This is a genomic window from Rhodanobacter denitrificans (assembly GCF_003335105.1).
GTDB classification, from domain to species: domain Bacteria; phylum Pseudomonadota; class Gammaproteobacteria; order Xanthomonadales; family Rhodanobacteraceae; genus Rhodanobacter; species Rhodanobacter denitrificans_A.
The window spans coordinates 202,588-217,492 of the sequence record NZ_QFWQ01000006.1 but is presented as its reverse complement, the minus strand read 5'-3'; the positions used below and the strand labels follow the sequence as shown (position 1 = coordinate 217,492).

Below are 14,905 nucleotides of genomic sequence, written 5' to 3'. Positions count from 1 at the left end.
CATCAAACGTGGTGCCGGCGGCTGCGATTCACGTCACCCCGGCACAAGGCCGTCACGCCGCCTTGCGCAGTTGCCACGCACTGACCAGCCGCGCACCCAGCCAGCCGAGCGCGGCGGCGGCCAGCGGCACCGCCAGCAGCAGCCACAGCGGCAGGCCGCCGACCTGCAGCTTGCCATCATAGGCCTGGCTGAGCTGCGCCACCGGTGCGGCCAGCGCGAATTCGATCAGCACCGCCAGCAGGGCGGCCAGGATGCCGCTGAACAGGCCGTACCAGATTCCGGCATACAGATACGGCCGCCGCACGAACGCGCCGCTGGCGCCAACCAGCAACAGCACGCCGATCTCCTCGCTGCGGCTGGCGATGTCCACGCGCACCGTGTTGCCGACCACCAGCAGCGCCGCCAGCGCCAGCAGCGAGGCAAGCACCAGCGCCGCGCGGTTGCCCACGCCGAGCAGCGCGTCCAGCCGTTTCCGCCAGCTGCCGCTGTCCTGCACCATGTCGACGCCATGCATGCCGCGCACGTCGGCGACCAGCTGCTCCAGCGCCTGCGCGCTCGCCCCCGCGCGTGGCTGCAGCTGCAGCACGTACGGCAGCGGGTTGTCGTCCAGCGTCTGCAGCGCGCCGGAGAAGCCCTGCATCCGGGCCAGCTCGTCCATGCCCTGCTGCGGCGTCTTCACCACCACCGCGGCCAGCTCCGCACGGTCGGCCAGTTGCGTGGCCAGCAGCTGCGCCTGCGGGGCGGCCTGGCCAGGCTGCAGGAACACGCTGATCGCCTGGCTCCGGCCCAGCGCATCGCCGAGTTTCTGCACGTTGCCCAGCAGCAGGTAGAACGCCAGCGGCAGGGCCAGCGCCAGCCCCATCACCGAGATCGTGAGCAAACTGCCGAACGGGCGCGAGGCGAGCCGGCGCAGGCTGGACGCCGCGCTCCAGCCGTGGTGCTCGCGCCAGCTGCCGAAGCGGCTGCCGCGGCTGTGGGCATTGCGCGGCGCAGCGTCCGCCGGCGCGTGCAGGGATTCGGACGACGCGTTCACAGCACCTCCTGCGCTGCCAGGTCGGCGACCAGGCGGCCATGGTCGAGCACGATCACGCGCTTCTTCATGCGCTTGATCAGCGGCAGATCATGGCTGGCGATCAGCACGGTGGTGCCGACCTGCTGGAATTCGCCGAACAGGCCCATGATCTCCACCGCCAGCTGCGGATCGAGGTTGCCGGTGGGCTCGTCGGCGATCAGCAGGCCGGGCCGCGCCACGATCGCGCGGGCAATGCCCACGCGCTGCTGCTCTCCGGCGGACAACGTGGCCGGCAACTGCCGCTCGTAGGCGAGCAGGCCAACCTTCTCCAGCGCCGCGCGCACCCGCCGCGCGCGCTCGGCGCGGGCGATGCCGCCGATCGCCAGCGGCAGCTCGACGTTGGCGAACACGCTGCGGTCCATCAGCAGGCGATGATCCTGGAACACCATGCCGATGTGCCGGCGCCACTTCGGAACGCCGCTGTGGCGGATCTTCGCCAGGTTCTTGCCGTCCACGCTGATCGTGCCGTGCGACGGCCGCTCGATCAGGCCGAGCAGCTTGAGCAGGGTGCTCTTCCCGGCGCCGGAGTGCCCGGTGACGAAAGCCATTTCGCCGGTCGGCACCGCGAACGAAAGCTGCGAGAGCGCCTCATGGCCGCCCTCGTAGCGCTTGCTGACTTGATCGAACTGGATCACCGCGCGTCCCCGAGCCTGCGTGTCGTCGCAACGACGGCAAGGATAAGGGATGCCGGCGCCCAGATGCGGCGTCCGTCCGCCGCGGATTCAGCCCGCGGCGGAGATGATGCTCAGCGGCCGGTGAACAGCCGGGTGAGCCGGCGGAACAATCCCGGCTTCTTCGCCTGGCCGTGTTCGCCCGGCTTGCCGGCAACCGCAGCGACCTGCCGCGACGGCCGGCTGTGCGGTGCGCCGGCGGAGTCGGTCGCATTGCGTTCACGCGACGGGCGATGCTCGCCGCGCGGCGCGCGGCTGCCCTCGACGGCCGGGCTGTTGTTCCCCGCGACCTCGGCACCGACGCCCGGTACACCCTCGCGGCGGCGGTTGCGCCCTCCGCGGCGACGGCGACGCTTGTGCGCGGCATCGGCGCTGGCGCTGTCGGCGACGGCCGGCGCGGCCACCACCGGGGCTGCCAACACCGGCGCCTCGGCGGCCGCGGCAGGCTTGCGCTCGCGCGGCGGGCGCGAATCGCTGCGGCCGCCACCGCGCTCGCCGCGGCCGGTGCCGCCGGAACGGCGCGGCTTCTCGCCGGGGCGCGGCGCCACCACGTCGCCGAACGCGGCGCTGTCGGCGGCGGCGTTGGCGGCGAATTCGGGGTCGATCGCATGCGGCTTCGGCATCACCAGCAGTTCCGGATCCATCGCCGCCACCGGGATGCTCTGCCCGATGTAGGTCTCGATATCCGGCAGCGACATCGCGTACAGGTCGCAGGCGAAGCTGATCGCATCGCCCTCGGCGCCCAGGCGCGCGGTGCGGCCGATGCGGTGCACGTAATCCTCGGCCTCGTGCGGCAGGTCGTAGTTGAAGACGTGGCTGACCGCAGGAATGTGCAGGCCGCGCGCGGCCACGTCGGTGGCCACCAGGATGTCCAGCTGGCCGTCCTGGAAGCGCTGCAGCAGCTTCTGCCGCTTCAGCTGCGGCACGTCGCCGGAGATCGCGCCGACACGGCAGCCGTGGCGCTTGACCCGCTCGGTGACGCGCTCGGCGGCGGCCTTGGTGTTGACGAAGATGATGCTGCGGCTCGGCCGGTGCCGGTCGATCAGGTTCAGCAACAGCGGCATCTTCTCTTCCTTGGCCGGGAAGTAGACCAGCTGGCGCACCTTGTCGGCGGTGACGTTGTCGCTCTCCACCACCACCTTCTCGGCCTCGTGCATGTGCTCGTAGGCCAGTTCCAGCACGCGGTGGCTGAGCGTGGCGGAGAACAACAGCACCTGGCGCTGCTCGCGCGGCGGCAGCTTGCGGAAGATGAAGCGCACGTCCTTGATGAAGCCGAGGTCGAACATGCGGTCGGCCTCGTCGATCACCATCACCTCGACGCTGTTGAGGCTGAACACGCCCTGCTTGTGGTAGTCGAGCAGGCGGCCGGGCGTGGCGATGACGATGTCGCAGCCGTCCTTGAGCTGCTGGCGCTGCTTGTCGTAGTCGACGCCGCCGTAGATCAGCGCGGTCTTCAGGCCGGTGTGGCGGCCGATGTTGCGCGCGTCCTTGTCGATCTGGATGGCCAGCTCGCGGGTGGGCGCGATCACCAGCGCGCGCGGATCGCTGTCCTTGCGGTCGGCCACCGCGGGGGTGGTCAGCAGGCGGTTCATGGTGGCGACCAGGAACGCGCAGGTCTTGCCGGTGCCGGTCTGTGCCTGGCCGGCGACGTCGCGCCCGGCCAGCGCCAGCGGCAGGGTCAGTTCCTGGATCGGCGTGCAGCGGGTGAAGCCGCTGTCGTCCAGGCCCTGCTGCAGCAGCGGATGAAGATCGAAATTGGCGAAGAAGGTATCGGTGAGTACGGTTTGTGACATATGCGGATGGTTGACCTTGCCTGACGGCGGCGTGATGCGCTGCACCCGCTCCTGGCGCCGGTTCGGCGGAGGGCGGTGCAGGACGGTGCGCGATGCGCGGCGAAGCGGCTCAATGTCAGGGTCAACAAGGTCGCGCCGCGGCTGGCGACGCCGTATTTGCCGGCGGTCTGACGGGCGGCCGTGCCGGCCGCCCTTGAATCGTGCCCGGAGTTGCGCTGGAATGAAATCCCGCCGCCATGGCGAGGCCTCGTCCGGCCCAACCCGCGCTTCGTGGGCGCCTGAGTGTAGCCGATGGCAGGGTCGCCCGTCGTCACTCCTTGTTTTTCGGCTCCGGCCGCCCCATTGTTTTCCATCTGCCAATTCTGGCTCCCAGCCACGGAGATCCCCGGTGAGCGACCTGATTACCCATGTGAATGACGACGCCTTCGAACAGCAGGTGCTCAAGTCCGAAACCCCGGTGCTGCTGGATTTCTGGGCGGAATGGTGCGGCCCGTGCAAGGCCATCGCGCCGATGCTGGACGAGATCGCCCAGCAGTACGAAGGCAAGCTGCGCATCGTCAAGGTCAACATCGACCAGAACCAGCAGACCCCGCGCACCTATGGAGTCCGCGGCATCCCGACCCTGATGGTGTTCAAGAACGGCAAGGTCGAGGCCACCCAGATCGGCGCCGTCAGCAAGGGCCAGCTGACCCAGATGATCGACAAGGCCATCTGACCCCCGTTGCCCATCCGCTGCGCGCAGCCTGCCCGGCCCGGCCCGGCAGGCTCGCCAGGCTTTACGCCGATACGCAGCGAGTGCTAGATTCATCGCGTCCGTCGGGACAGTCCTGTCCCCCTGCGCCCTCCGCGCGACGCACACCCTCCCTCCTGTAATTCAACGGCGCCCCGCGAGGATTGCCCGTGTCCGATACCGAAAACAAAGTCCCGAACGACGCCCAGGGCGCCGACGCCCGGCCCGTGGCCGAAGGCCGCCCCGAGCCGCGCACGCGCGCGCCGCGCCGCACCGCCGCCGCGATCGCGGCGGCGAATGCCGAAAAGGCGGCGGTCGCCGACAGGCCCGCCGTTCCGCGAGCGCCAGCGCCCGCACCGGCTCCCGCAGCTCCCGCGCCGGTAGCGGCCAGCCAGCCGGCGGCAGCCCGCCCGGCGCAGGAGCCGCGCGACTTCGCGCCGCAGACCGCGCCCAACCCGGAGTCGCCGCAAGCCCAGCAGAACCCGGGCCAGGCACAGAACCCGAACCAGGGCCAGAATCAGGGCCAGAACCAGAACAACGGCGGCCGTGAAGGTCGCGAAGGCCGCGGCCGGCGTCGGCGCAACGAGCGCGGCGGCAACCCGAACCAGCAGCAGGGTCGTCCGCAGGGCGGTCATCCGCGGCCCAACCCGAACGGCCTGCCGGTGGACGACGACAACGCCGATCCGGGCAGCAACGACCGGGTGATCAACCTCACCGAGTTGAAGCGCATGAAGGCGCCGCAACTGCTGGAATTCGCCGAGTCGCTGGGCTTGCACGAAGGCGTCGCCCGCGCGCGCAAGCAGGACGTGATCTTCAACGTGCTCAAGGCGCACGCCCGCTCCGGCGGCGGCATCTGGGCCGAAGGCGTGCTGGAAATCCTGCAGGACGGCTTCGGCTTCCTGCGCTCGGCCGACGAGTCGTACCTGGCCGGCCCGGACGACATCTACGTGTCGCCGAGCCAGATCCGCCGCTTCAACCTGCGCACCGGCGACTACATCACCGGCCGCGTGCGTCATCCGAAGGAAGGCGAGCGCTACTTCGCCATGCTGCGCGTCGACGACATCAACGGCGATCCGCCGGAGGCGTCGAAGAACAAGATGCTGTTCGAGAACCTCACCCCGCTGTTCCCGCGCAAGGCGTTCAAGCTGGAGCGTGGCAACGGGTCGAGCGAGGACATCACCGGCCGCATCCTCGACCTGATCGCGCCGATCGGCAAGGGCCAGCGCGGACTGATCGTCTCCCAGCCGAAGTCCGGCAAGACGATGATGCTGCAGAACATCGCCCAGGCGATCCAGTACAACCATCCTGAAGCGCACCTGATCATGCTGTTGATCGACGAGCGTCCGGAGGAAGTCACCGAAATTGCCCGCACCGTGCGCGCCGAGGTGATCTCCTCCACGTTCGACGAGCCGGCCGTGCGCCACGTGCAGGTTGCCGAGATGGTGATCGAGCGCGCCAAGCGCCTGGTCGAGCACAAGAAGGACGTGATCATCCTGCTCGACTCGATCACCCGCCTGGCGCGGGCCTACAACACCGTGATCCCGAGCTCCGGCAAGGTGCTCACCGGCGGTGTCGACGCCAACGCGCTGCAGCGTCCGAAGCGCTTCTTCGGCGCCGCGCGCAACGTCGAGGAAGGCGGCAGCCTGACCATCATCGCCACCGCATTGACCGAAACCGGCAGCAAGATGGACGAGGTGATCTACGAGGAGTTCAAGGGCACCGGCAACATGGAAGTGCACCTCTCCCGGCGCATCTCCGAGAAGCGCGTCTACCCGGCGATCGACATCAACCGCTCCGGCACCCGCCGCGAGGACCTGCTGATCGACCCGGACATGCTGGCCAAGATCTGGATCCTGCGCAAACTGCTGCACCCGATGGACGAGCTGGCCGCGATGGAGTTCATGCTCGACAAGATGAAGAACACCAAGTCCAACGACGAGTTCTTCAATTCGATGAAGCGCTGAGAGGTCATGAATTTTTCGACCTCGAAGCCCGGCACATGTCCGGACTCGCTTGTGAAGAAAACCACAGGAAGTGTTTTTCTTCACAAGCGCTAAGTAGCGGAAAACCGGAAATCGCAAGATCCGATGTCCTTCCCTGCAACGAAACGGCGGCCAGTGGCCGCCGTTTCGTCTTGTGCGCCGGCCTGATCCAGCTCAGGGTGCCACCCACCCGATGCTGCTCTCATGGAGCTCCGACCCCGCATTCCGCGACACCCCCTTTTCGTCGCCTTGCGCCGCCCCCATAGTGTCGGCTCCCCCAGCGAGGCGTCGCCCGTGTCCATACCCAGTGCCGTCAAGAGCACCCCGATTGCAGGCCGCCAGCAGCTCGTCGATTACCTCGCCGCCGGCGAGAAGCCGCGCGAGGCGTGGCGCATCGGTACCGAGCACGAGAAGTTCGGCTTCCGCACCGACGATCTGGCGCCGCCGCCGTTCGAGGGCGAGCGCGGCATCCGCGCCCTGCTCGAAGGCATCGCCACGCGCTACGGCTGGGACATCTCGCGCGAAGGCGAGATTCCGGTCGCCCTGTCGCGGAACTCCGCCTCGATCACGCTGGAGCCGGCCGGCCAGCTGGAGCTGTCCGGCGCGCCGCTGGAGACCATCCACCAGACCTGCTGCGAGGTGAACTCGCACCTGGAGGAGGTGCGCTCGGTCGCCGACGGCATGGGCCTGGGCTTCCTCGGCATGGGCTTCCAGCCCAAATGGCGCCGCGACCAGATGCCGTGGATGCCGAAGGGTCGCTACAAGATCATGCGCGAGTACATGCCGAAGGTCGGTTCGCTCGGCCTGGACATGATGACGCGCACCTGCACGGTGCAGGTGAACCTGGACTTCTCCTCCGAAGCGGACATGGTGAAGAAGTTCCGCACCAGCCTCGCGCTGCAGCCGATCGCCACCGCGCTGTTCGCCGATTCGCCGTTCACCGAAGGACGTCCGAACGGCTATCTGTCCTACCGCTCGCACATCTGGACCGATACCGACAAGGATCGCACCGGCATGCTCGACTTCGTGTTCGCCGACGGCTTCGGCTACGAGCGCTACGTCGACTACATCCTCGACGTGCCGATGTACTTCAGCTACCAGGACGGCCGCTACATCGACCTCGCCGGGCAGGACTTCAAGCGCTTCCTTGCCGGCGAGCTGCCCACGCTACCGGGCGTGCACGCGACGATGAAGGACTTCGCCGACCACCTCACCACCGCCTTCCCCGAGGTGCGCCTGAAGCAGTACCTGGAGATGCGCGGCGCAGACGGCGGCCCGTGGAACCGGTTGTGCGCGCTGCCCGCGTTCTGGGTCGGCCTGCTCTACGACCAGCAGGCACTGGATGCGGCGTGGGATCTGGTCAAGGACTTCAACCGTGAGGAACGCCACGCCCTGCGCGACGGCGTGCCGAAGCACGCACTGAAGCTTCCGTTCCGTGGCGGCACGGTACGCGACCTCGCCGAAGAGGCACTGAAGATCGCCGGCCACGGCCTGAAGCGCCGCGCCCGACTCAATCGTCACGGTGCCGACGAAAGCATCTTCCTCGAACCGATGATCGAGATCGTGCAGGCCAACCAGACCCCGGCCGAGCGCAAGCTGGAACTGTTCCACGGCCCGTGGCACGGCAGCGTCGACCCGGTGTTCCGCGAGTTCGCCTACTGAGCGACGGCGTTCCGCGCTGGCCGTCCCCAGCGTAGGAGCCCGCTCGCGGGCGATGCTCTTGCTTTTGCGAATCCCGAATCCTGGCTTTCAAAGCATCGCCCGCGAGCGGGCTCCTACCGGGAAGGGGTGGCGAGCGACCACGCTACCGACTCGCCCGCCCGCATCGGCTTGCAGGTGGAACCGGCCAGCGGATAGGCGTCCGGCACGATCCACGGTGTGCGCTCGAGCGCGATGCGATCCGTGTTGCGCGGCAGGCGGTAGAAATCCGGGCCATGGAAGCTGGCAAACGCTTCGAGTCGATCCAGCCGGCCCGCCTGCTCGAACGCTTCGGCATAAAGCTCCAGCGCCGCATGGGCCGTATACAACCCCGCGCATCCGCAGGCCGTTTCCTTCGCCTCACGAGGATGCGGTGCGCTGTCCGTGCCTAGGAAGAAGTGCGGACTGCCGCTGGTCGCCGCCTGCAGCAACGCGGCGCGATGCGTCTCGCGCTTGAGGATCGGCGCGCAGTAGTTGTGCGGACGGATGCCTCCCTCGAACAGCGCGTTGCGGTTGAGCAGCAGGTGGTGCGCGGTAATCGTGGCAGCCAGGTTGGCCGGTGCATCGCTGACGAAGTCGACCGCATCGCGCGTGGTGATGTGTTCCAGCACCATGCGCAAGGCCGGGAACCGCGCCTGCAGCGGCACCAGGTGGCGCTCGATGAAAACCCGTTCACGGTCGAAGATGTCGATGTCGGGATCGGTGACCTCGCCATGCAGCAGCAGCGGGAGATCGTGCTTCTCCATCGCCTCGATCACGCGGTACACCCGCGACAGCTCGCGCACGCCGGAATCCGAATTGGTGGTGGCCCCCGCTGGGTAGTACTTCACGGCGAAAACGCTGTCGCTGGCCCTGGCGCGTGCGATTTCCTCGACCGCCGTGTTCTCGGTGAGGTACAGCGTCATCAACGGCCGGAAGCTCGAGCCTGCCGGCAGGCTCGCCATGATCCGCCGACGATAGTCTTCGGCCTGCGCCACCGTGGTCACCGGCGGCTTGAGGTTGGGCATCACGATGGCGCGGGCAAATCGCTGCGCGGTGTGACCGATCACCGAGGCCAGCGCGTCGCCGTCGCGAAGATGCAGGTGCCAGTCGTCGGGGCGGGTGATTTCTAGGCGCGGTGGTGTCATGGCTAGCGAGCTCGGTTTTGCTGTCAGATGTGACAATGGTATCGCGCGCGCTTCGGACCCGTGCGTTCCAATTCGTCATCCTGAAAAGCAGAGCTTTCGTCCTCCTTCGGAGGGCGAGGTACTTCTCTTTTGCTTGTCCAAAAGAGAAGTACCCAAGAGAAAACGACACCCCGCTTACGCGCTTTCCGGGCTTCCTGCCCGGAAAGTCCGCGTGCGGGCTACGGGGTTTGTCGACAGGGCATCCTGCCCTGACGACAAACTGGCCGGCATCCATGCCGGCCACCCTGCGGGCTTTCCTTCGCCCGCCCGCCGCTGCAGAGGGGACCCGGGTAGAGCAGCGCGCATCCTGCGCGCACTTTTCAGAAGAGCCAGATTAAGAGCAGGAGCAAAGCCCCGGCAAAGCGCCGCTTTGCTGGGGCTTTGGCTGTGGTTTTGGCTGTTGCTTTTCAGCTTCATCACCGAGTGCGGGCCAGGAGGGCCCGCTGCTCTACCCGGGGTCCCCTCTGCGGCGGTGAGTCGGGGTCGACAGGCCGCGCAGCGGGAGCCGACTGGGATGTCGGCTCCTTTTCGCGCGGGCAGGAGCCCGCTCGAAAAGCCCGGCCCCGGCTCACGGACTTGCCGCCCATGGATGGGCGGCAAGCGCCAAGCGGGGTGGCCTTTCTCTTTGGTTACTTTCTCTTTACTCCGGGCATCCTGCCCTTCGCCCTTCGGGCCAGCTTCGCTGTTCGCGCACGCATACTGCATGCGCGTGGCCACGCAAAGAGAAAGTAACTCGCGCGCCGAAGGCGCACGAAAGCTCTTGCTTCTGCAAAACGCGATGGCTTGCCACAAGAACTGAGCCCGACCCCCGATATTCAGAGATTTCGCCCCTGCGAATGGAGGCGACGCTCAGTTCCGAACCATGCCGATCGTCCGCAGCCACGCCTCGACCAATCCGGGCCAGCCAGTAATCGGAAATTGCGTCCGCCGCAAGCCGAACGCGTGGCCGCCGTGCGCATACAGATGCATCTCCACCGGCACGCCGGCCTTCTTCAGTGCGGCGTAGTAGACCAGCGACTGATTCACGCCGTCCGTGTAGTCGTCTTCCGCCTGCACCAGGAACGTGGGTGGCGTCTCGCCGGAGACCTGAACATTGGGATTCAACCTGTCGTCATCGGTGGCAAGATGCCCCGGATAAATCCCAGCGGCAAAATCCGGACGACTGCTTTCCTGGTCGGCCGCATCTACCGGCGCATACAGCCGCCGCTTGAAGTTCGTGCTGGCCTCCGCCACCAGATACCCGCCTGCCGAAAACCCCAGCACTCCAATCCTGTGCGGATCGATATGCCATTCCGCGGCATGAAAGCGCACCAGCCTCAACGTTCTCTGGGCATCCTGCAACGCCGGCACTGACACCGCGAAATCGTCGGGACGGCAATTGCATCGCCAGTCATAAGGCACACTCGGGACGCGATACTTCAGCAATACGCAAGTGATGCCCCGGGATGTCAGCCAGTCGCAGACTTCGGTGCCTTCGAGGTCGATCGCCAGCACCTCGAAGCCACCACCTGGAAACACGACGACCGCGGCACCGGTGTTCTTCCCCTTGGGAGCATAGACCGTCATCGTGGGCCGGGTCACGTTGGTCACCGCCATCCACGGCCTTCCTGCAATCAGGTGTTCCGTCCTCGGCGCTTCGGTTTCCGGCCCCGGTGCTGACTGTGCATCAGGCGCCACGCCTGGCCATAGAGGTATCTGCATGTGGCCTGCAGCCGGCTGCCAGACAGCGGTCTTCGCATGCAGGCTGCCGCACGCAGTCAACAGACACAGGGCAATGGCCCACAGCTTCATGACGCTCTCCCGTTTTGGCGCTTGGCCCAGGTTGCACGCCACCCATGGCCTTTAGCCATCACTGCCATGGATTTTTTCGGGCAAGCTCGTTGCGCTCACTCCCCCCGCAACCACCGCGCCGCGTCGATCGCGTAGTACGTAAGGATCGCATCTGCCCCCGCCCGCTTGAACGCGGTGAGCGCTTCCAGCACCACCGCCTTCTCATCCAGCCACCCATTCTGCGCGGCGGCCTTCAGCATCGCGTACTCGCCGGAGACCTGGTAGACGAAGGTAGGCGCGCCGAACGCGTCCTTCACCCGGCGCAGCACGTCGAGATACGGCAGGCCGGGCTTCACCATCACCGCGTCGGCGCCTTCGAGCAGGTCCAGTTCGACCTCGCGCAGCGCCTCGTCGCTGTTGCCCACGTCCATCTGGTAGGTGTGCTTGTTGCCCTTGCCGAGGCTGGCCGCCGAACCGACCGCATCGCGGAACGGCCCGTAGAACGCGGAGGCGTATTTCGCCGAGTAGGCGAGGATGCGCGTGTGGATGTGACCGGCTTGTTCCAGCGCGTCGCGGATGGAACCGATGCGCCCGTCCATCATGTCCGACGGCGCCACGAAATCCATGCCGGCAGCGGCCTGCGCCAGCGACATCCTGATCAGCGCCTCGACGGTGGGCTCGTTCATCACGTAGCCGGCGTCGTCGATCAGGCCGTCCTGGCCGTGCGTGGTGTAGGGATCCAGCGCCACGTCGCCGATCAGGCCGAGTTCGGGGTACTTCGCCTTCAGCGCGCGGGTGGCGCGATGCATCAGGTTGTCGGGATTCCATGCCTCGGCGGCATCCTCGCTTTTCACCGCGGAGCCCGGCGACGGGAACAGCGCCAGCGCAGGGATGCCCAGGCGCACGCACTCGCCGGCCAGCTTCAGCAGTTCGTCGACGGACAGCCGGTCCACTCCGGGCATCGACGGCACCGCCTCGCGCTGGCCTTCGCCCTCGATCACGAACGCGACCATGATCAGGTCGCTGGGCAGCAGGGTGTGCTCGCGCATCAGCGCGCGGGAGAAGGCGTCGCGGCGCATGCGGCGCATGCGGATGGCGGGAAAGCTCATGACAGGTCCTGGCGGGTCGTATCCACGCATTTTAGGCCACAACACCAAGCCCGCGGCCCCGCCGCGACATCCGCGACACGCTGGCGAAACCGGGCCATAACATTTCCCGGGGCACTCTCGGTACGGCATCCGCCGCCATTCCTCCGGGAGGAAGCCATGAGCACGGCCCGAACCGCCACCCCGCCCGCCCACCGGCATCAGCCGCCCGGCGCCCGCTACCTGGGCCGGCATGCTCCGGATGCGTCGCTCGATGTGACCCTGGTGCTGCGGCGCAGGAACCCGCTGGACACGATGCCCCCGCCTTCATCGCGCGCCACCCGGCATGCCGAGTTCGAAGCGCGCTACGGCGCCGATCCGGACGACGTGGACCGCGTGCGCAGCTTCGGCCGCCAGCATGGCCTGCAGGAACTGGCCTCGGAGCCGGGGCGGCGGGTACTTCACCTGCGCGGCACGGTGCAATCCCTGCAGCAGGCGTTCGGCGTGCAGTTGGGGCGCTACGAGCTGACTCCAGGCGGGGCGTCCTATGTCGGCTGCATGCAGGCACCGACCCTGCCGGATCCATCGGTCATCGCGGTGCTCGGCCTCGACCGGCGCCCGGTCGCCCGGCCGCACTTCCGCGTGGCACAGGCACAACCGGTGAACACCTACACGCCGCTGCAGGTGGGCCAGCTGTACGACTTTCCCGCCGGCGCGGACGGCAGCGGCCAGGTCATCGCGATCATCGAACTGGGTGGCGGCTACCAGCAGGCCGACCTGGATACCTACTTCACATCGCTCGGCCTGGCCACGCCCTCCATTACCGCCGTCTCCGTCGACGGCGGCAGCAACCAGCCCGGCGGCGCCGCGGATGCGGAGGTGATGCTGGACATCGAGATCGCCGGCGCGCTGGCGCCGGCGGCGAAGCTGGCCGTCTTCTTCGCCCCGAATACCGACCAGGGCTTCTACAACGCCATCTCGCAGGCCGCGCACGACAGCAGCCTGCCGGCCACGGTGATGTCGATCAGCTGGGGCGCTCCCGAGGACAGCTGGGTCACGGCGTCGCGCAACGCGATGGAAACCGCGCTGGAGGATGCCGCCGCGCTCGGCGTGACGGTGACCGCGGCGGCCGGCGACAGCGGCTCCGGCGACGGCGCAAGCGACGGCCAGCCGCATGTGGATTTTCCCGCCGCCAGCCCGTCCGTGCTGGGCTGCGGCGGCACGAAGCTGCTCGGCAGCGGCAAGGCGATCAGCAGCGAGGTGACATGGAACGAAACCGCGGCCAACGAGGGCGCCACCGGCGGCGGCGTGAGCACGGTGTTTGCGCTGCCGAGCTGGCAGGCGGCGGCACAGGTACCCACGGCGGCCGGAGGCTTCGCCGGACGCGGCGTACCGGATGTCGCGGGCAATGCGGATCCGCTCACCGGCTATGCCGTACGCGTGGATGGCCAGGACGAGGTCGTCGGCGGCACCAGCGCGGTGGCGCCGCTGTGGGCTGCACTGGTGGCTCGCCTCAACCAGCAGCTGGGCAGCACGCTGGGTGCGGCCCAGGTCGCCCTGTACCGCCTCGGCAACGGCGCATTCCACGATATCACCCGGGGCGACAATGGCGGCTATGCGGCGGGTCCGGGCTGGGACGCCTGTACCGGACTGGGCAGCCCGGACGGCGCGGCCTTGCTCGGCGCCCTGCAGGCGATGCCGGGCAGCCCCATTCCGGCTCCGCCCGGCCACAAACCCAAGCACGGGGGCCACAAGCCCAAACCCGGCGGCCACAAGCCGCCCGCCAAGGGCGGCAAGCACAAGGGCAAACCATAGGATCGACCGACACGCACAGGGCAACCGGAGCCTGACCGATGCGATCGGTGCTGGACGCTGGAGCGCATTCGCGGCAGGCTTGCTGCTTTCCGTGTCCGCCGATGGAGTCCCGATGCACGTTTCCGCGCCCACCCTGCTCGTCGATCTCGGCGGCACCAATGTCCGTTTCGGGGTGGCCGATCCATCGCGCGACAAGCCGCTGCTGACCGACAGCATCCGGCGCTACCGCGTGGCCGAGCACGACTCGCTGGTGGCCACCGCGAAGCACTACCTCGCCGACACCGGCCTCAAGGTGAGCCGCGCCATCGTGGCCGCCGCCGGGCGCATCGTCGACGGCGAGACGGTCAAGGTCACCAACAACCCGTGGGCGATCTCGGCGCAGCAGACGGCCGGCGCGCTGGGCCTGGAATACGTGCACCTGGTCAACGACTTCGCGGCGCAGAGCATGGCGGTGACCCTGCTGCAGGGCGACGACCTGGTCGACGTTGGCGCGGTGCCGCGCCCGGTGGTGGGTGCCGAGAACGAGCAGACCTTCGCCGTCGTCGGGCCCGGCACAGGCCTCGGCGTCGGCGGCCTGCTGGTGCGCGGCGGCCACTGCAGCGTGCTGCAGACCGAAGGCGGCCACGCCGGTTTCGCCGCGCACACGCCGGAGGACATCGCCATCCTCGACTACCTCAACCACAAGTACGGCCGCGTCTCCAACGAGCGGCTGATCTGTGGCCAGGGCCTGGTGAACCTGTACGACGCGATCTGCCACATGGTCGGCGCGCAGCCCGACGCGCTGAAGCCGGAGGACATCACCGCCCGCGCGAAGGACGGCAGCTGTTCGCTGTGCACGCGCACGGTGGAAACCTTCGCCGGTATCTTCGGCAGCGTCGCCGGCGACCTGGTGCTCACTCTCGGCGCGTGGAACGGCGTCTACCTCACCGGCGGCCTGATCCCGATCCTGCTGCCCTGGCTGGAACGCGGCCGCTTCCGCGAACGCTTCGAGGCCAAGGGCCGCTTCCGCGACATCATGGAGAAGGTGCCGACCCAGGCGATCATGAACCCCGAGCCGGGCCTGCTCGGCGCGGCGGCGCTGGCGGTACTGGAATCGGGGCGCTCGCTGCTGCCGCGCCACTGA

The 14,905-nt window shown here is 68.1% G+C and carries 11 protein-coding genes; 5 read left to right on the top strand and 6 right to left on the bottom strand.

The window, feature by feature from the left end; translation table 11 throughout:
• Positions 1 to 52 precede the first annotated feature (52 nt).
• The 3 genes from ftsX to DEO45_RS10510 all read right to left on the bottom strand — a co-directional run bounded on the left by ftsX (position 53) and on the right by DEO45_RS10510 (position 3,536).
• Entirely contained in the window at positions 53 to 1,033 is a 981-nt protein-coding gene (ftsX, locus tag DEO45_RS10520) for a permease-like cell division protein FtsX (protein WP_114343292.1), read from the bottom strand.
• Positions 1,030 to 1,707 (bottom strand): cell division ATP-binding protein FtsE, encoded by a 678-nt coding sequence (ftsE, locus tag DEO45_RS10515; protein ID WP_114343289.1) that lies wholly within the window; start codon positions 1,705 to 1,707, stop codon positions 1,030 to 1,032. The genes ftsX and ftsE overlap by 4 nt, the downstream gene beginning before the upstream one ends.
• A gap of 110 nt (positions 1,708 to 1,817) precedes the next feature.
• A complete protein-coding gene (locus tag DEO45_RS10510) occupies positions 1,818 to 3,536 on the bottom strand; it encodes a DEAD/DEAH box helicase (protein WP_114343287.1) in 1,719 nt (572 codons plus the stop codon).
• A 388-nt stretch (positions 3,537 to 3,924) separates the two neighbouring features.
• Between DEO45_RS10510 and trxA the strand changes: the two genes are divergently transcribed.
• From trxA to DEO45_RS10495, 3 genes are all read left to right on the top strand, one after another.
• Positions 3,925 to 4,251, top strand: a complete 327-nt coding sequence (gene trxA, locus DEO45_RS10505; protein ID WP_114343285.1) for a thioredoxin TrxA — start codon at positions 3,925 to 3,927, stop codon at positions 4,249 to 4,251.
• Between the two features lie 185 nt (positions 4,252 to 4,436).
• Complete coding sequence (gene rho / locus DEO45_RS10500) at positions 4,437 to 6,230, top strand: transcription termination factor Rho (protein WP_114343832.1); 1,794 nt, start codon at positions 4,437 to 4,439, stop codon at positions 6,228 to 6,230.
• A gap of 312 nt (positions 6,231 to 6,542) precedes the next feature.
• Positions 6,543 to 7,910 (top strand): glutamate--cysteine ligase, encoded by a 1,368-nt coding sequence (locus tag DEO45_RS10495; RefSeq protein ID WP_114343282.1) that lies wholly within the window; start codon positions 6,543 to 6,545, stop codon positions 7,908 to 7,910.
• A 113-nt stretch (positions 7,911 to 8,023) separates the two neighbouring features.
• Here the strand turns inward: DEO45_RS10495 and pyrC are convergent, their stop codons facing one another.
• From pyrC to hemB, 3 genes are all read right to left on the bottom strand, one after another.
• The gene (gene pyrC, locus DEO45_RS10490) at positions 8,024 to 9,073 is read right to left on the bottom strand and encodes a dihydroorotase (RefSeq protein ID WP_114343280.1); all 1,050 of its coding nucleotides are present in this window, start codon (positions 9,071 to 9,073) and stop codon (positions 8,024 to 8,026) included.
• 888 nt (positions 9,074 to 9,961) lie between these two features.
• Positions 9,962 to 10,903 (bottom strand): alpha/beta hydrolase, encoded by a 942-nt coding sequence (locus DEO45_RS10485; protein WP_114343278.1) that lies wholly within the window; start codon positions 10,901 to 10,903, stop codon positions 9,962 to 9,964.
• A 95-nt stretch (positions 10,904 to 10,998) separates the two neighbouring features.
• The gene (gene hemB / locus DEO45_RS10480; RefSeq protein ID WP_114343276.1) at positions 10,999 to 11,991 is read right to left on the bottom strand and encodes a porphobilinogen synthase; all 993 of its coding nucleotides are present in this window, start codon (positions 11,989 to 11,991) and stop codon (positions 10,999 to 11,001) included.
• Positions 11,992 to 12,147: 156 nt separating this feature from the next.
• Between hemB and DEO45_RS10475 the strand changes: the two genes are divergently transcribed.
• Complete coding sequence (locus DEO45_RS10475) at positions 12,148 to 13,782, top strand: S53 family peptidase (protein ID WP_114343274.1); 1,635 nt, start codon at positions 12,148 to 12,150, stop codon at positions 13,780 to 13,782.
• 112 nt (positions 13,783 to 13,894) lie between these two features.
• On the top strand, positions 13,895 to 14,905 hold the full coding sequence (gene glk, locus DEO45_RS10470; RefSeq protein ID WP_114343272.1) for a glucokinase: 1,011 nt from the start codon (positions 13,895 to 13,897) through the stop codon (positions 14,903 to 14,905).

Bases quoted from the DNA above. Each gene is read 5' to 3' on its own strand.
- DEO45_RS10510 (WP_114343287.1), bottom strand. From the start codon at position 3,536: ATGTCACAAACCGTACTCACCGATACCTTCTTCGCCAATTTCGATCTT.
- pyrC (WP_114343280.1), bottom strand. From the start codon at position 9,073: ATGACACCACCGCGCCTAGAAATCACCCGCCCCGACGACTGGCACCTG.
- DEO45_RS10485 (WP_114343278.1), bottom strand. From the start codon at position 10,903: ATGAAGCTGTGGGCCATTGCCCTGTGTCTGTTGACTGCGTGCGGCAGC.
- hemB (WP_114343276.1), bottom strand. From the start codon at position 11,991: ATGAGCTTTCCCGCCATCCGCATGCGCCGCATGCGCCGCGACGCCTTC.
- DEO45_RS10475 (WP_114343274.1), top strand. From the start codon at position 12,148: ATGAGCACGGCCCGAACCGCCACCCCGCCCGCCCACCGGCATCAGCCG.
- glk (WP_114343272.1), top strand. From the start codon at position 13,895: ATGCACGTTTCCGCGCCCACCCTGCTCGTCGATCTCGGCGGCACCAAT.